The organism is Mycoplasma sp. Pen4 (genome assembly GCF_014352955.1).
Classification (GTDB): domain Bacteria; phylum Bacillota_I; class Bacilli_A; order Mycoplasmatales; family Metamycoplasmataceae; genus Mycoplasmopsis.
The window spans coordinates 644,319-661,880 of record NZ_CP060691.1; the positions used below are offsets into that span (position 1 = coordinate 644,319).

At 27.7% G+C, this 17,562-nt stretch carries 18 protein-coding genes; 4 read left to right on the forward strand and 14 right to left on the reverse strand.

The annotated features are described in order from the left end of the window. Window positions 1-31 precede the first annotated feature (31 nt). From H9M94_RS02545 to H9M94_RS02575, 7 genes are all read right to left on the reverse strand, one after another. Window positions 32-397 carry a hypothetical protein gene (locus H9M94_RS02545; RefSeq protein ID WP_187469245.1) on the reverse strand — a complete coding sequence of 122 codons (366 nt, stop codon included), beginning with the start codon at window positions 395-397 and terminating at the stop codon, window positions 32-34. A 32-nt stretch (window positions 398-429) separates the two neighbouring features. Beyond that, window positions 430-1,323 carry a hypothetical protein gene (locus H9M94_RS02550; protein WP_187469244.1) on the reverse strand — a complete coding sequence of 298 codons (894 nt, stop codon included), beginning with the start codon at window positions 1,321-1,323 and terminating at the stop codon, window positions 430-432. Window positions 1,324-1,407: 84 nt separating this feature from the next. Further along, the gene (locus tag H9M94_RS03620) at window positions 1,408-2,388 is read right to left on the reverse strand and encodes a DNA methyltransferase (protein WP_187469389.1); all 981 of its coding nucleotides are present in this window, start codon (window positions 2,386-2,388) and stop codon (window positions 1,408-1,410) included. Between the two features lie 11 nt (window positions 2,389-2,399). Next, window positions 2,400-4,775 carry a DEAD/DEAH box helicase family protein gene (locus H9M94_RS02560; protein WP_187469390.1) on the reverse strand — a complete coding sequence of 792 codons (2,376 nt, stop codon included), beginning with the start codon at window positions 4,773-4,775 and terminating at the stop codon, window positions 2,400-2,402. Continuing rightward, window positions 4,775-6,061 carry a site-specific DNA-methyltransferase gene (locus tag H9M94_RS02565; protein ID WP_222931581.1) on the reverse strand — a complete coding sequence of 429 codons (1,287 nt, stop codon included), beginning with the start codon at window positions 6,059-6,061 and terminating at the stop codon, window positions 4,775-4,777. Before H9M94_RS02565 ends, H9M94_RS02560 begins: the two co-directional genes overlap by 1 nt. A 22-nt stretch (window positions 6,062-6,083) precedes the next feature. Further along, window positions 6,084-6,464, reverse strand: a complete 381-nt coding sequence (locus tag H9M94_RS02570) for a type III restriction endonuclease subunit M (RefSeq protein WP_187469392.1) — start codon at window positions 6,462-6,464, stop codon at window positions 6,084-6,086. Between the two features lie 153 nt (window positions 6,465-6,617). Further along, on the reverse strand, window positions 6,618-7,334 hold the full coding sequence (locus H9M94_RS02575; protein WP_187469393.1) for an AbiJ-NTD4 domain-containing protein: 717 nt from the start codon (window positions 7,332-7,334) through the stop codon (window positions 6,618-6,620). 574 nt (window positions 7,335-7,908) lie between these two features. On the opposite strand from H9M94_RS02575, the gene rpsT reads away from it, so the two are divergent. Further along, entirely contained in the window at window positions 7,909-8,169 is a 261-nt protein-coding gene (rpsT, locus tag H9M94_RS02580) for a 30S ribosomal protein S20 (RefSeq protein ID WP_187469394.1), read from the forward strand. A gap of 77 nt (window positions 8,170-8,246) precedes the next feature. Here rpsT and whiA read toward each other — a convergent pair whose 3' ends face one another. Next, entirely contained in the window at window positions 8,247-9,116 is an 870-nt protein-coding gene (gene whiA / locus H9M94_RS02585) for a DNA-binding protein WhiA (RefSeq protein ID WP_187469395.1), read from the reverse strand. A 374-nt stretch (window positions 9,117-9,490) separates the two neighbouring features. Here whiA and infC point away from each other — a divergent pair, with 374 nt between their 5' ends. The 3 genes from infC (at window position 9,491) to rplT (ending at window position 10,660) form a co-directional block, all read left to right on the forward strand. Then, window positions 9,491-10,072, forward strand: a complete 582-nt coding sequence (infC, locus tag H9M94_RS02590; protein ID WP_370576697.1) for a translation initiation factor IF-3 — start codon at window positions 9,491-9,493, stop codon at window positions 10,070-10,072. Further along, window positions 10,053-10,241: a 50S ribosomal protein L35 gene (gene rpmI, locus H9M94_RS02595; protein ID WP_187469396.1), complete on the forward strand. Its 189-nt coding sequence runs from the start codon at window positions 10,053-10,055 to the stop codon at window positions 10,239-10,241. The genes infC and rpmI overlap by 20 nt, the downstream gene beginning before the upstream one ends. A gap of 68 nt (window positions 10,242-10,309) precedes the next feature. Beyond that, window positions 10,310-10,660, forward strand: coding sequence for a 50S ribosomal protein L20 (gene rplT / locus H9M94_RS02600; protein WP_187469397.1), 351 nt, complete (start codon window positions 10,310-10,312; stop codon window positions 10,658-10,660). Window positions 10,661-10,758: 98 nt separating this feature from the next. Here the strand turns inward: rplT and H9M94_RS02605 are convergent, their stop codons facing one another. The 6 genes from H9M94_RS02605 to H9M94_RS02630 form a co-directional block, all read right to left on the reverse strand. Further along, window positions 10,759-12,528 (reverse strand): hypothetical protein, encoded by a 1,770-nt coding sequence (locus tag H9M94_RS02605; protein ID WP_187469398.1) that lies wholly within the window; start codon window positions 12,526-12,528, stop codon window positions 10,759-10,761. A gap of 137 nt (window positions 12,529-12,665) precedes the next feature. Further along, window positions 12,666-13,151 (reverse strand): hypothetical protein, encoded by a 486-nt coding sequence (locus H9M94_RS02610; protein ID WP_187469399.1) that lies wholly within the window; start codon window positions 13,149-13,151, stop codon window positions 12,666-12,668. 199 nt (window positions 13,152-13,350) lie between these two features. After that, window positions 13,351-14,277 carry an SPFH domain-containing protein gene (locus H9M94_RS02615; RefSeq protein WP_187469400.1) on the reverse strand — a complete coding sequence of 309 codons (927 nt, stop codon included), beginning with the start codon at window positions 14,275-14,277 and terminating at the stop codon, window positions 13,351-13,353. 105 nt (window positions 14,278-14,382) lie between these two features. Further along, a complete protein-coding gene (locus tag H9M94_RS02620; protein ID WP_187469401.1) occupies window positions 14,383-15,354 on the reverse strand; it encodes a bifunctional oligoribonuclease/PAP phosphatase NrnA in 972 nt (323 codons plus the stop codon). A 3-nt stretch (window positions 15,355-15,357) separates the two neighbouring features. After that, window positions 15,358-16,323 carry a bifunctional oligoribonuclease/PAP phosphatase NrnA gene (locus H9M94_RS02625; RefSeq protein WP_187469402.1) on the reverse strand — a complete coding sequence of 322 codons (966 nt, stop codon included), beginning with the start codon at window positions 16,321-16,323 and terminating at the stop codon, window positions 15,358-15,360. A gap of 53 nt (window positions 16,324-16,376) precedes the next feature. Then, window positions 16,377-17,555, reverse strand: a complete 1,179-nt coding sequence (locus tag H9M94_RS02630; protein ID WP_187469403.1) for a hypothetical protein — start codon at window positions 17,553-17,555, stop codon at window positions 16,377-16,379. Between the last annotated feature and the right edge of the window lie 7 nt (window positions 17,556-17,562).

Below are 17,562 nucleotides of genomic sequence, written 5' to 3' on the forward strand. Positions count from 1 at the left end.
ATACCTAAAATAAGATGTTTTGTTAAATTACTTACAATGCTTTTGGAGTGTAATCTGCTAAAATTGATCAATTGTTAGATTGCATTACTATAAAGAATATTAGTGAAAAGAAAAGAGCCATTATTCCACCAATATATCAATAAAGTTTTTTGATTTCCATTTTATAATTTTCTGGATCTGTTTTGGATATTCTCATAAATTTTTTAGCCAATAAAACAGCACCAGAAAGAATAAATACCACTAATGCAATAATTACAGGTATTGTAATTGCAGAAAGTAAGGACTTAAACCCACCTGAAACAGATGATGAAATAGAAGAAGCAAGATTATCATTTACTGCAGAAGCACTTGCTGAAACATTTTCTGCAAAAAATTGTGTTATTTTTGTTATTTCCACTCTTTATCTCCTTTAATTGTTTTGTTTTAAATTTATTTCTTGTAAGTATTTAATAATTCATAACCTTTTGTATTATGTTTTACTTTAAAGTATGGTCTGCGATTCATTGTATCTTCAAATTTCTTTATTCATTTTTTCTTTGTTATCAATAAATGTTCTTTATTGTGCTTTGATAATGCAACATAAATTCATAATGCTTCATCATAGTTGTTAGATACAAAAGAATTATTGAAATCATATGTAATTCCAAAACTAGAATTTCTGTGTTTTTCACTTAAATTTAAAAGTTTGAATACATAATTCAAAATTTCTAATAACTTTTCTGCACTATACACTCTAATATTCTTGTTTGAAAAGACATTTTTCAATGTACCATAGAATATTTGCTTAATGTTTTTAGATGCTGTATCAATTTTTGAATTAAAAATGCTTTCAATCACAATTATTAATTTTTCAACAATTTTTGTTGCTAATTCTTTACTTACATTTTGATCTAATGCATAAACTAATCTAATTCTTGCTTTTGTATCAGTTGATGAATTAGTTTCATAGTAAAAAGTAGGTAAAAAATACCTTAAAAACAACATTTCTTTATCATTTTTGTTGTTTAAATCACTTTTTGTGAAAAATTTATTGTTGTACTTCAAAAGAGTTGAAAAAATTCTATTTGCTTTTTCATCAATATCAATATTGATAAATCTTGTTGTTGTACCAGTAGAGCAAATATAACTTTTATTTTGAGAAATTGCATCTATCAATGATGAAATTTTCATTGTTTGCAGTTTCTTATCTTGTTCTATAACAGTTTTATGAAATAAACCATTCATTTTTGAAGCATGATAAGCTGATGGTTTTGAATTATGTCTTTTGTAGAAGATAAAGAAATTAGAACAATATTTATCTTGATCTCACATTCTGTAAAGCATAACTAACCACCTTTAATTCATTTTGTTTTGTTATTTTTCCAAAAAAGCAAAAGTGCTAAAAATAAAAAATAGGCATCAACCTATTTAATTTTCTATCGCCCTAATATATGTAGTTCCATTTAAAAATTCAGAATTAATTTTTTCTTGGTTTCATCTAGATTTAAACTCAATCACTATTTCTTCATTATTCCATGCATCATCTTGTTTATAGTAAACAGAATTAATTGGGAATTTTAATTTCTTTAATGAATTTGAATGATTTTTTAATGGAGCATCACAAAAGTTTGTTTTCTCTCCTTCGTTAAAAAACTTTATAGAATCTGAGTTTTTTGAGTAAACATGAATATATTCTGCGTTTCTAAAAATTTTCTTTCCATTGTTGTTTTTATTTGAATGAAAGGTTCTTTGTCAAATAAAACTTGTAATAAAGTTTTCTTCACCAAAAATCCCATCCATTAAAACTTTTAAATAAGCTTGTTCTGTATCGTCGATTGAAACGAAAATAACACCATCTTTTTTTAAGAGATCACGAGCTAGTATCAGTCTATCATTCATCATGTTTAGCCAACCGTTTTGAGTAAATTTATCTTTGTAGACAAATTTACCTGTGTTTTCATAATCTCTACCGTTTCCGTCTTCTTTTGTTGCTTCAGTGTTGTATGGTGGATCTATATAGATTACATCATATTTAGGATTTTGACTTTTATGTTTTGTATCTTCAATTAAGTTTAATGCTTTTAGGGCATCATAGTTTTCGCCAATGATAAGTTGGTTTTGAGGTTTTTGATTATCAAGTTTAAATGAGCGTGTTTTATCTTTTTCTAAGATAATAACTTTATCTTTATTTGGTACATCAGGAGCTGCGTCAAATCTAAAACCTAATTTAATTCTATTGATTAGGAATTGATATGCATTTTGTAAGTTGCTTGGTTGTTCTTTATTTACTAATTCCAAGATTAATTTAACTAATTCTTTTTGACCATCATTGAATTCACATGGTAGTAAGTTATCTACTTTGTTTAAATAGTCATTTAATAAAATTTCTTGTCTGTTTTTATTCTTCATTTTACCTTTCCTTAGTTCTTTTCAATGTATTCGAAAAGATCAGTTATACCATCACGGAAGAATGCTTCACGTTCAAGAACTTGGTGTATAACCGGGTGCTGTGAAACACCTTGAAGAAATAAATCTTGTGTTTTTATATCAACTTTGCAAACTATTAATGTGATGGATTCATTTTCTTTATAATCTTGCTCTTTGATGTATTTTTTATAACCATCAATGATGTTTGATGTTTTCTCTGCATTAATATCATTTCTTGATTTAACTTCAACATATAAAGTGTGAGAGATATCTTTATTCTTTAAATATTTAATAATGAAATCAGGATAAGATTTCTTAATATTATTTTCTTTATCTAAATATTCAAATCAAACACCATCAAATACTGGGTTTTTAGTGTAGAAGTTTATTTTGTTTGAATATTTCTTCTCTACTTTCAACACTTTACTTACAAAAATATCTTCTGGTTTTGAATCTAAATATAAATCAAATTGTTTGCCTTCAACAATTGCCTCATAGGCATATTTTTCTAGTTTCTTTAATTTTTTGGCATATTCTGTTTTAACTTGTGCAAAGAACTCTGGTAATCCTTTGGTGTTTTCTGATAAACAGAAAACAGAGTCAAATTCAATCTTGCTATGCACTTCTGCAACGATTTTTTGGTAAATTTCTTTCAATTTACTTAAGAAAACTTTTATGATTATAAATTTACTAATTAATTGATATTTTTTAGACATCTCATTTAATTTTTCAAAAATTAAATTTATTATTTCGTTACTTAAAAACTTCTTATTTTTAGCTATTCTATTATTAATAAAAAGTTGCATTGAAACTATGTCATAGATGTATTCTTCAATTATTTCTTTATCATTAGTTACTTTTTTAGTACTTCCAATAAAATATTGAAACTCTCCATTTTTGAAGTAAAAATGATCATCTTTGTTTATTCTATTTTTAAAGTTTTCAATTTGACGATCAACGTATTCAACGTATTTGCATAATTGACTATTTTTGTCTTCTAATTCTTCTTGGATTTTAGAAATATATTCTTGATAAATATTGTTATCATCAATTTTCTCTGATTTATTGGTATCAATAAAACCATATTTGAATTTTTCTTTTTTGATTTTATCTTTGATTACTAATTTGTCTCTATCAATGAATTTTTCGTCAATATTTGAGTAAATATAATAATCAAAAGCAGCTGATTTTGTATTAGTGATTTCCGGGTTTGGATTACGTTTGATTCTACCCAAGGTTTGAATTGTTAGATTTTGACTTGATACATTTCTAAGTTGTACAAGCATACATGCTCGAGGTATATTTCAACCTACTGATGGTCCTATTTTAAAGATAATTACATCGACTTCAGAGTTATCTCTTGAAATTTGATCAAGTGAATTTTCACCTAGTATATTAGATGTGTTGTCTTCATTTTTTTCACCAAAATAAGTCACATAAGTTAAATTATGCTCTTCTAATTTTTTGATAATAACTTTTAAGTTTTCTTTGAATTTTGCTTCTTTATTTTTATTCATTTTGCTGCTATTATCAACTTGGATTAACATGGCTGGGTTAATTTTGACAAGTCCTGGTTCTTTTTCTTTATCAAAATAGATATCTTTAATTTTCTTGAATTCTCTGCATGCTACATCTAAAAGATCTTCGTTTCCAATTAGGTCATTAGATAATTCATCATCTAAACCTAAATTGAATTTTTTGTTACATTTTAAAAGTTTTACATCATCTTCTGATAATTCTTTTTCAGTAATCACAACGGGATCATCTGTTTCGAATTCTTCTAATGTTGCAGACATTTTTAAAACATAATCTGCTTCTTTTTGAATCATATTTTCAAATGTTAATTCATCTTTTTTAAGACCATCTGCTTTTCCTGTATCTCCGATATGTGCCTCATCACGAATGTAAATAAGTTTGTAACCAGCATTCTTAACTTGTGCAATAAATTTATCAATGATATGGAATTTTGTAAAAATTGCACTTTTACCAAAAGATGATTTACCAAAAATTATGACATCGTTAGTTTTGAAGCCTATGTCATAGTCTCTATCGGAATCATTTTTGTTTTTACTGCTTACTGAAGGTGATTCAATATGTCTAATATTAAGATTGTTTTGTAAGTAGAACTTATATTTTTCCATGTTACGTTTAAATTGTGCTGGTAATGCGGCACTTGATATTGTTGCAATAACAAAAATAAGTTTCTCATTACGTGAATAACTATGGGTAATCATGTTATCAATGAATTTAGTTATCATAAATGTTTTACCACTACCTGTTGGCGCAATAAATGATGAAATACCAAAATCATTATGGTATTGGCTTAAAAGTTTATTAACAGCTTGTTCTTGAATCTTTGTTAATGTCATTATTTCACCACCTTTAGTGGGTTTAATTTATATAAGATTTCTTCATTGGTTGGAATATCTGTTAAACCAAAATCTTCGAGCATTCGTTTAACATCATTTAAAACATTGCTTAAAAGTTCTTCTTGGTTAGAAGTTAATGGCGAAATATCATCGTATTTAATTTTGAAAACATCTAAATTAGAATTATATGGTTCATTTTTGTCTGTTCATTTAATTGTTTCTTTTTTAGTTCCAAAACCATGGCTTATTCTAAAAAGTCTTTCATAAGTTATGTTGTCAGCGATCTGGTTTTCGTTATTTGTTACAAGAGTATATGTTCTGTTTCCGTTGTCTTCGCGATTTAGTTTTTCAATTGCATGTCCAGTTGTACCGCTGCCTGCAAAGAAATCGAGGATACGTGCATTTTTATTTTGGTGTAGGTTTATTAAAAAAGTAATTAGATCAATTGGTTTAGCAGTCTTAAATTTTTTATCATTTTCTTCTTGGATTAATGATTCTAATAAATCATTGCCGTTTTTATTATTTAATGTTTGACCAAGAATTGTAGATTTAATTATTCAATCTAAAGTTCGTTTTTTAGTTTTTAAAATATATTTTTGATTATTGTAAAAGACCTCTAGATTGTATTTTTCTTTTTCTACTTTTTCTTTTGATCATCTTCAAACGCCTTGAACTTTTTTAATAATTGGTGGAAATAGTTCGTGTCAATCTTTTTGATATTTGGTACTTATTGAAAAATCTTCAGGGTTTATATAGATTGGAAAATATAGGTTAGGTCTTGTTTCTTTGTTGAAAATACTATTTGAGTTTTCTAAATTATTTTGTGTTATATATTCACCGAATTGATCTTTTTTAATTTCTGCCGTTCTTTCTTTATATATATTGGGCATTAATTTTGTGATTTCATTGTTGTTTAAGAGATCAAACTCAAAAGCATCACTTTTTTTATAACAAATTATGTATTCGTGGGTTAGTGCAAAATTCGTGTTTGCTTGTCTACCCTTTAAATTGGATACTCATGGCATTGAAGAAATAAAATTGTCTTCACCAAAAATACCATCCATTAAAACCTTTAAATAAGCTTGTTCTGTATCATCAATTGAAACAAAAATAACACCATCTTCCTTTAAAAGATCGCGTGCTAGTATCAATCTATCGTTCATCATGTTTAGTCAACCATTTTGAGTAAATTTATCTTTGTAGACAAATTTACCTGTATTTTCATAATCTTGACTATTTCCGTCTTCTTTGGTTGCTTCGGTATTATAAGGAGGATCGATGTAAATTACATCATAGCGAGGAGCATGACTATGCTCTCTCTCTCTCTCTCTCTCTCTCTCATTCTATTAAGTTTAATGCTTTTAGAGCATCATAGTTTTCACCAATAATAAGTTGGTTTTGAGGTTTTTGGTCATTTAATTTAAATGAACGTGTTTTATCTTTTTCTAAGATAACAACTTTATCTTTGTTTGGCACATCTGGTGCAGCATCAAATCTAAAACCTAATTTAATTCTATTGATTAGGAATTGATATGCATTTTGTAAATTGTTTGGTTGTTTTTCGTTAACTAACTCTAACATTAATTTAACTAATTCTTTTTGATCATTGTTAAATTCTGTTGGAAGTAATTTATCAACTTTATCCAAGTAGTCTTTTAATAAGACTTCTTGTGTATTTTTATTATTCATTTTTAAATCCTCCTTATAAGATTTATGTATATAAATTTTAGCAAAATCAAGAATGAGATATAACAAACATGGAAATTATCAATCAAATATTCCATCTTTTGTTGCAATAAAAATGCAACACATATAATGCGTTGAATTTTACAAAGTTAAGTTCTATTCTTTATTGTTGAGTTGTTGTAAGTAATTTATGAAGGCCGAGCATGATACAATCATATATAATGCTTCTTCATAGGTTGCTGATTTTCTATTTTTTAAACTTCCAGCGTGTCTTATACCATTGGCATCACTTGTTCAACCATATAAGGATACATATCCATCTTCTAAAGCGGGATGTATTTCTAAGTTTCTTTTTTTCTTTTTAAGTTTCGCAAAAAAGTCCTTTAAACCAGAAATACTTTCATTCACAATTTTTGAACAACATAATTCAACGTCTGTTATTGATTCTTTAATTGAATTTTCAAAATCTTGTTTTTTCAAATGTCTTAATGCTTTAGAAATGTGAGTACTAATATCATCGATTTTTAAAGTATTTTCTATTGATTGTATTTGATTTTCATCAATTATGGAATTAATAGTTAAATTGTTAAACACCCTATAACCAATACTATTTTCTTTAAATGTATTATTTGTTCGTTCAACTGTCCCGTCTCTTTTAAAATTTTCACAAATTTCGGTAGGCTCATCGTAAGGTGGTTCTGGTTTTCGACAATTTGCGTAATCCTTGTTTAGTTTTTTTAATAAAAATTCTAAGAAGTCTAAAACTCATACATAATCCTGATTTAGAATAAATGCTTGAATAAAGTTGTAAAAGTTGATTGATTCAGTATCTCCTTTTCTTGGATTATATTCCTTATGATTATTTGTTTTCATTTCTTCTATATCACTTATTCTTATTGGCGGTATTTTTCTAAAGTATTTTGCTATTTTGTCATAATCTATTGAATCAAAAACATCTAGGTGTGATTTTATTTCATTAAATAATGAAACTCTACATTTAATGTCTAACTCTGCTCTGATATTTTTAAATTCTTATTCATATTTGCTCTTATATCAGGGTGCTTTCTATCTAAAAAACCACCTTCTATCGGTATTACTTTTTCATTGTTAAATATCATATTTTGCTCTTCTTTGTTTTTTATATTTACCTCCTAATCTCCAATTTTTATTCATGGAGTTTTTAAAAATATTATTAGATATTATTATTTTATCAAAGTCGCTTTGTTAAGGCTTTATGAAACATTCTGAATGTAAAATGTTATTTGATTCACTTTTTTATTTAGTTAAAAAACAACAAAATGAGATATTTTTGTGCAAAAATTCGTTTTTATCTATGACATAGGTGAATAATTCTTTTCATTCACTTGATGTGAATTATCTAAAACTAATAAATTAGTTTATAATATATACGATTTTTCAAAATATAAAGAAAAAGGGAGGTCATATTATGGCTAACATTAAATCTAAAATTAAAAGTATTGCTAAAATGGAAGCAGCACGTCAAAGAAACGCAGCAATGAAATCACGTGTAAAAACAGCTATCCGTAAAGCAAGAGAAGCAGTTTTAGCTAAGAATGAAAAAGCAGCTGAATTAGTTGCATTCGCTCACAAAACAATTTCTAAAGCTGTATCAAAAGGTGTTTTCCACGCTAACAAAGGTCAAAGAAAACACTCACGTTTAGATGCATTTGTAAACAAAAACAAATAGTCTATAACAATGTATGCATACAAGTCGTTATTATGACTTGTTTTTTTAATAAAAATCACTAGTTACAATTACGCAAACTAGTGATTTTCTTTATGTTTTAAAACTGTTTTTTCAAGTTTTCTAAATCAGTGGTTAACACCGCTTTTGGTTATAGGTATGGCATATTCTGAATTTAGAATATACACTAATTCAGTAAATGAAAGACCTTCATTTCTAAGTTTAAGTTCAAATAATTTAAGTTGATTCTCATTGAATTGATCCTTGAGGTTATTCTCAAAAATGTATTCAATGTTTTCATTGTGCTTTAAAGTACTTTTGGCAATTTTATTTAAGTTACTTACATCAATATTATTGATCCGATTAGTCACATTTTTAAAATCTCTCTCAATGATAAGGTTTTGTAATTTATATCATGAGTTTTTAGCTCCAATAGCAGAAAGAAAATCGATTAATTTGTCTTTGTGCTTGATATAAATGATTGATTTATTTTTTCTTTTTAACATATGAAAACCAAATTCATACTGATTAAGTTTTTCTTGAATTTTTTGTAAATGTTGTGTATTATGTGAAGAAATTTCAAGGTGATATGATGTTGATTCTTTACCAGAGATACTTCCACTACCACAAAAAACACCAGCAAAGAATGAAGTTAAATAATCTTTGTATTCAATGTTTTCAGATAATTTAAAGTCTTTAACCTTAACTGCAAGTTTTGTTTTTCAATTACTTTTTGAGATGATATTAACTTTAATTTTCTTAAACTTTCGAATAACTTTATCAAGAATATATTCATTTTTAATCATAAATACATAAGCATCATCGACTATTTCAGCGCTAGAGTAAAGAAGACCGCTAATAAAAGCGATAATTTCTTGATTTTTAGTAACATTATTAATTACTTCTTTTTTTACTTCTCAACTAAATGAATTCCTATGTATTTTTTTCATATGTAAATTATAAAATAATGCTAAAAATTAACTATTTTTAATAAATATTTTTTTCTTTTTTTGAATTATTTTTTCTAAAAAACTAAAACTCCTATGCTATAGAGTTATTGAAATGCGTTTTTTGCCACTCTAGCTACTTCCTAGACTTTGAAACTGCGTTAATTTTGTTAAAATATAAAAGCAATCACAGTTTATATTGCAGAAAGTAGAATTCACTTCTCACCTGATGGCCATAGCCTTGGGTTTAGCTACAATTAAACGTATCATAATTCTGATACCTTTTTTAGTAGAGAAGTGGTAAAACCACTCAAAAAGAGTTATTTAAAGGAGTTATTATTCAACCAAGAGGAAAAAAACCAGCTTCAGAGCACTACATCAACGAATTAATTCCATTCAAACAAGTATTTGTTATTGGACCCGATGGTGAAAAAATTGGTGTTAAATATACAAAAGAAGCAATTGAATTAGCTAAAAGCTACAAAATGGACTTAGTTTTAATTAGCGTTGATCCTAAACCTATTTGTCGTATTTTAGATTACGGTAAATTCAAATATGACCGTAAGAAGAAAAAGAAAGAACAAAAAGAGAAACAAACAATCATTCAAAACCGTGAAGTTCGTTTAACAGCAATGATTGGGGAAAACGATCTTATGACAAAAAGTCGTAAGGCTAGAGAGTTCTTATTAAAAGGTGACCGTATCAAAGTCTCATTAAAATTAAGAGGACGTGAAATTGGTAGAAAAGATTTAGGTCATGCTACATTAGAAAAATTCTATTCTACATTAGCAGATATCGCAGATATCACTACAGAACCTAAATTAATTAACGATCGTTTCCTTGACATGAATCTCCAACCAAATAAACAAAAAGTTACTAAATATCTTAAAGAAAAGACTCTAGATCAACAAAATCAAGAGACTAAAGAAGGAGAATTAAATGCCAAAAATGAAAACTAAAAGTGCGTTAAAAAAACGTATTAAAGTTACAGGAACAGGTAAGATCATGAGAGAACAAGCTTACCGTTCACACTTAGCACAAAACAAAACAACAAAACAAAAACGTCAATCAAGAAAATCTGTTCAAATGTCAAAAAGCGACCTTAAAAGATTTAAAGCATTGATCTAATCTTGTTATTAATATCGATTTTATAATTTCAAGACAAACCATTTTAAAATTAGAAAGGACATATAAATATGGCAAGAGTTAAAGGCGGAACAGTTACAAGAGCAAGACGTAAAAAATGATTAAAATTAGCTAAGGGATACTTTGGACACAAATCAATCGGTTATAAAGTTGCTAAACAAGCAGTTGTTAAATCATGAACATACGCATTCAGAGACCGTAAACAAGTTAAAAGAAACTTCCGTAAATTATGAATCGCTCGTATCAATGCTGCTACTAGAGCAGAAGGAATGAGCTACTCAAGATTTATTAATGGTCTTAAAAGAGCAAACGTTACAATTAACCGTAAAATGCTTTCAGAATTAGCTATTAATGAACCAAAAACATTCTCAATGTTAGTTCAAATTGCAAAAGAAGCTTAATTAATTAGCATATGCAGATAAGCAAGTAAAAACTTGCTTATTTTTTATATATTTTTGTACAAAAAAACCAACGTTTAATACGTTGGTGTAGTTTTTGATTATTCTTTAATTGTGTATACAACTGATGATTCAATTGGGATGATCACAGTTTTATATTCTAAGTTTGTTTCTGTGGAATTATTGATTCCAATGTTAATATTAAGTTTTAATGTTACATCGATTTTGTTAGTTGTTTGATCATAGTTATTTATCTTGATTGCAATATTAGATAAACTCATTCCAGAGATACCTAAGAAATCACGTTCAGAACTAAATCCAATCACTGATGAACGTGGATCATAAATACCATCTCCTAAGAGATCTTGATATTCGCTATCTTGATCAAATCTTCAAAAAACGTTAATGTTTGAATTTGGTCTTTCATTATTTGATTCATCAACAGAATTGGATGGATCAAATGGTCTGATAATTGTGATTTCAAAGTTAGCATCATCATTTGTTAAATGCGTTTTGAATAATTTTGCAACTTCTTGTGGTGATGTGAATTCAGTAACTGATGTATGGCTTTGGTAAACTCTTGATAAATTCTTAATAAAACTATCACTAAGTAAAACATTAACATGTGATGCTAATTCTGACTCTGATAATTGTTTAAAGCCTTGAATTGTATATTCTTTACCTTCAGATTCTGCTTCAATTTGGTTGCTTGAATCTTTTCATATAAGTTTTTGTGAGATATATAATTTACCTTCTAGATCATTTGGTTTAAGTTTATAGATAACAGGTTCTATAGTGGTTTTTTGTGAGTTTGTTTCAGGATTGTCATTAAAATCATATCATTGAGTTCATTCTGGATCAATTTGATAAAAATCAATTCCAACTTGTTGATTGTCTTTGTAGAAAATATTGGTTCAAAATGACGCAAAGATATTTTCTTTATTTTGTGCCTCATTATTAAGACCGGAAATCATTTTATTATCTGCAACATAATTTAAGATATCCATTTTAGAATATGATGGACTATAATCTAATGTTTTGTTTAATAAACTTGTAAATGAATATGTGATATTTTCTTCATTAACTTGCATAAGTCTTTGACGAATATCAACATGTAATTTACCGTCAATAAAAGAAATATTCTCAACATGAATTTCATCACTGTTTGATTTAATTAAGTCTAATAAATCATAAGATAGTATTCCATTATTATTTGGATCAATAAGGGTCGATCCTTCAAATGTGGTTAATGAATCAATAATTTGTTGTTGTGTCATTTTTGATAAGTCAGATTTAAGAATTTTATTTTCAATGTAGTAATTTTTATCAAATACCACATTTGTTGTAAATATTCTTGCAGGTTTTGAAAAACCTGTAACTGCAATATCGCTAGCTTCAAAAGGCATTTGATCAATTGTTCCAGACATTTTTAATATTAATGTTCCTTCTGAATCATCTAAAGATGTTATTTTAATATTAGTTACATTAATGTTATCTTTTTGGAAAGGTTTTAAAATACCATAAGCACTATGTGCTAGACCTTTATTATGTCAATCATATATTTTAAGTACATCAGCATATTTGGTGCTTTTTAAGAAACCGTCTATATCTTGAGTATTTTTGTATTGCTCTAAAATATTATTTGACGGTGTCGTTGGTTCTTTGTTTTCTATATTTTTATCTGTTGTTTCAGGTTTTTCTGGTTGTTTATCATCTTTAATTTCAACTTTATCTTTCTTGGGATCTTTTATTGTATCCTTGTTGTCTTTTTTGTTATCTGAATTTGTGATAGTATTACATCCAACTATAGCAACCGAAGTTAATATTGAACTAGATAAAACTAAAGTAAATAAAATGTTTCTTATTTTCATTTATTCTCCTATTTATTAAAATGTTATCTAATTTTACTATGTTTATGTGATATTGCTAAAATTTAATGTATAAAACAAAAAGTACAGAACCAGATTTTAAATCTTGACCGTACTTTTTAATTTATAAAATTTATTTATTAATTATCTAAATTTGCGTTTGGAAAATTTATACCAGATTCTTTGTATAAATTTTGAATAGCTTTTTCTGCCTCTGATTTGTTTTTAAATTCTTTAGACATTTTTTTCGCTAATTTAGTAATTTCTGTTGTTAATTTAGCTGTTTTTAGAGCAGTACTTGCTATGTTTGTATATTTTTCTGGGTTTGCTAAGATATCATCTTTTAAGTTTTTTAATTGAATTAATTTTTCTTTTAATTCTCTTTTTAATGTTTCTAATTTAGTATTTGTTACTGGTTGTTTAACTTCTGGTTGTCCTGTTTCTGGTTTGGGATTATTATTTAAATTATCATTAGTTTCTAAATTATTTTTTGAATCTGAATTCTTACCATTAATATCAGGGTTATTTTCTGTTTCAGAACTAGAACATGAAATTGCAACTAATGGTAAAACTATAGGTGATGTTGCTAATGCCATGCTTGTTAATAATGTTTTAATTTTTTTCATTTCTTTCCTTTTAAATTGTATGTGTGTTTCAGTGTTGATTCAAGATTAAAACTTCATTAATCAACTGCTTTTATTCTAAAAAAAAAAAAAAAAACAAAACAAAAGATAATTCAAAAAAATGTAATTTTAAGAAAAATTCTCTTATTTTTTTGCAAAACAAAGCAAAACACCACTTAATAGTGGTGCTCATAGTAATTATTTAATTCTTAGGTTTGTTAGTAACTTCTTCGAAAATTGAAGCTCCAGCTGCAATAACTTTCGTAACATCTGCTAAGTTTGGTGGGATGATAATTTTCGTTGCTTTACCATTGGCAAGTTCTTTAAGTTGTTGAATTGCTTTAAGTTGTAAAATGTATGGATTTAATTTTGAGTTATTAATTAAATCTATTGCTTCACGTTCTCCTTCAGCTTCAAGAATGAATTTTTCTTTTTTCGCTTCTGCCTCAAGAATTGTTTCTTTCTTTTTAGCTTCAGCATTTAAGATGGTACTTTCTTTTTCCCCGCTTGCTTTAAGGATTAAACTTTGTTTAATACCTTCAGCTTCAAGAATTTTAGCTCTTTTATCTCTTTCGGCTTGCATTTGACGAATCATTGCTTCTTGAACTTCTTTTGGTGGTGTGATATTTTGAATTTCAACTCTGTTTACTTTAATTCCTCAACTATCACTAGCTTCATCAAGGATTCTTGTTAATTTAGCATTGATTATTTCTCTAGATGTAAGAGATTCATCAAGTTCTAATTCACCAATTAAGTTTCTTAAAGTAGTAGCTGTAAGCATTTCGATAGCGAAAATAGGTTTTTCAACTCCATATGCATAAAGTTTTGGATCTACTATTTTAAGATATACAACTGTATCAACTTTGATTGTAGCATTATCACGAGTAATTACACTTTGTGCCGGGAAGTCAAAAACTTTTTCCTTGCAATTGTCTCTGACGGCAATTTTTTCAATAACTGGAATAATCATGTGAAATCCTCTTTCAAGGATTTTTGTAAATTTACCAAATTTTTGAATTACGACAAACTGTGTTTCAGGTACAATTACGATTGATTTTGCAATTAAGAAAATAGCAAATATTAGTAATAGCACTCCGAAAATAATTAATATTATTTGTCATGCTTCCATATTTATCTCCTTTTAATATATTTGATAATAATATTATAAAACTTTTGTGCCTTTATAGTAGGTGTTCCATATTTTTTCACATTAAAAAATAAGTTGCATTGCAACCTATTTTTCTTCTTTTCAACGTTTTACTTCTGCGATACAGTCATCAATAACATTTTCGACTAAATCCATTGAATCAATCATAGCACCTGAGGCTCTTTCATGGCCCCCGCCACCTCATTTAACGGCAACGTTTCTAACGATTGGTCCATTTGATCTAAATTCTACACGTACACGTCCATCGTTTTCTTCTGTGAACTGTACTCAGAATGGATAACCATCGATGTTAGCGATTGAGTTAACACGAACTGATTCTTGTGGTGTTTTACCCATTTTCAATGTATCTTGAAGTGAATTTTGGATGTATGCTACACCATCACGTGTTTTAAGACTTGAAAGAAGTCATGAATTATATTTTAAATCATCTAATGTAACTTTAGCAAGGTTTCTGTGAACAAAATCAGCGTCTAATCCTGCTTCATAAAGTTCAGCGGCTAATTTTAAAGTTCTTGCTGTAGTGTTATTAAATAAGAATCTTCCTGAGTCTGTGTTAATTCCTAAGTAAAGTAAATTTGCTGCTCTAGGTGTAATTTTTCAATCATTAACAACAGCAATTTCTGTAACCATTTCATCTGCAGCTGAGTATGATGAATCAACTCAACGTACACAATCATCACCTAAATCATCATCATTTGGGTGGTGGTCAATACGGATAACTTGCTTAAAGATGTTTTTATCTAAAACTTCTCTACATTCGATTCTTTCTTTAAAGTTGGCATCAACAATAACACCAAGAGAGTTTTTAAGAACTTCATCACCTGGGATTTCATCCATTTTTAAATCTAAGAATGAAAATGAGCCTTTAGAATCACCGATTGTGTAAACTTTTTTATTTGGGAAGTTTGTTCTTAATAATTCTGCAAGTCCAAATTGTGAACCTAAACAATCACCATCTGGGCGAATGTGGTGGAAAATTACAATGCTGTCATATTTAAGTAATTCATCAGTAACTAATTTTAAATTTCCAATAACCATATATTATTTACTTTCTCATTTAACGATTTCTTCGTTTAATGCTTTAAGAACATCTTTTACTTGGTCTCATGATTGTAATGTTGCACCAGCGGCATTGTCGTGACCCCCACCGTTGTATAATCTTGCAACGTTGTTTACTAATGGTCCGTTTGAACGTAATCTAGCACGAATTGAACCATCTTCTAATTGGATGAATAATGCTCAACATGAGTTGTCTTCAATATTAGCTAATTCATTAACATATTGTGAAGCTTCAAATGAATCCATTCCATATTTAGCAAGAGTTTCTGAAGTAATTTCGTAGTATAAAACTCTTCCTTCTTTTTTGAATCCTGAAAGAATTTCTCCAACGATTTTAATTCCTTTGAATGTACGTTTTGATAATTCTCTTAAAATTTCAGATGGGTGGAATCCATTTTCCATTAAAAACGCAACTAATTTGTGTGTTCTAGCAGATGTATCAGGGTATAAGAATCTTCCTGAGTCTGTGTTAATTCCCAAGTAAATGTGTGCTGAAGCTTTTTGAGTAACTTTTCATTTAGCGTCATAAGCAATTTGTGCCACCATTTCTGCTGCCGCAACATAGTGTTCATCGATTCAGTTGTAATCGTAATCGATATCAGCTGAGTTAGGGTGGTGATCAATTCTAAGTTTTGCTGTTGTTCTGTTTTCATATAATAAATCTGAACATTCAATTCTGTCACCACTTGAAGCATCTAAAACGATTGCAAGTGAGTTTGTGAAGTCGATTTCATCGTATGAAACGAATTCGTATCCCATAAAGTCAAATAAACCATTGTTATTTCCAACTGTATAAACTTTTTTCTCTGGGTAGTTTGTTCTAATTAATTCAGCAAGTCCGAATTGTGATCCCATACAGTCACCATCTGGACGAATGTGGTGGAAGATAACAATGTTATCGTATTTTTCAATTGCATCAATTGCAACTCTTGAGTTTCCTATAAGCATAATATTTTCTCCTTTTTTATAATATAACTTGTATTTCACTAAGCATAAACATCTTATATTGTTTTGTGCTTTTCTTGGTTAATTTTAGTAATAGTTTCATCAAAATTCCTTTGGAATTCCTCTGAAAAAGTATTACTAATTATTATATAACTATTTATGTCATTACTTAATAAATCAATTTTTTGAAGTTCTTCATCACTAAGTGTTTCATTAGATGTTACTTGATCTAAAAAGTCTTGTACTTTTCTATAACTTGAATTATAGAAACTAATAAATTGTTTAATCTCGCTACTATTGTTGTAAATTAATCTCTTGGCAAAAGCTTCTGGCATATCTTTAAATTCTTCGGTTTGGTAGAAAATTGTTAATCACTTTAATAAAACGTTATTTCTAAAGTAGATATATATTTCTTTGAATTTTTCGGATAATTCAACAGTTGAATTAAATAAGGTTTTAATTACTGTTATTTTTTTAATATAGAACATATTATTTTCATTATTTGCTTTTTTCATTACATCAACTATTTGATTAATTAATTGATCAAACTTAGTAGGATCAGATTCTGTTGCATCTATTTCTTTTAAGACTTGGGCTAAGGCGTTTTGGTATTCTTTGTTCTTCTTAATGAATTCTTCAACTAGATCAGTGATATATCTTTTTGATTGTTGAAAAATAAATGAGTAATTTTTATTAATTGTTGATTTATCTTTTTCATTAGAAAGTCTACTAGACAACTCTTCATTAACATATTTGTAAAGTGAATTGTAGTTTGACATATTACGTTCATTAGCACCATAGATTATTCTATATGCTTCTAAGATATCGAAACGCTCTAGATTGTATAAAGATGGATCGGAATCTAATATTTTTTTAAATTCTAATGATCCTTGATATCTTGATTCTAAAATAGCTGAATAATCTAGATATTTTGAACCTAAACTTTCATTTTCAGAATCAACTGTTTTGTTAACATTTGAAATCTGATTTACAGTATTTTGGAATGCTGCTTTTAAATACTTGTAATAAGGTTTGTAATCGTTTTTATTATTCTCATTTAAATTATTATCTAGTTGTTTTAAGAACTCTTTTGAAGTCTCTAATCATGAATCAAATCTACCTTTTGGTGATTGTAAACATGAAACAGACATAGCTGGTAAGGTGATTATCGAACTAACTAAACCTAGTTTTAATAGGCTTTTTTTAATTTTATATTTATAAGTTTTATATGACATACGTAAT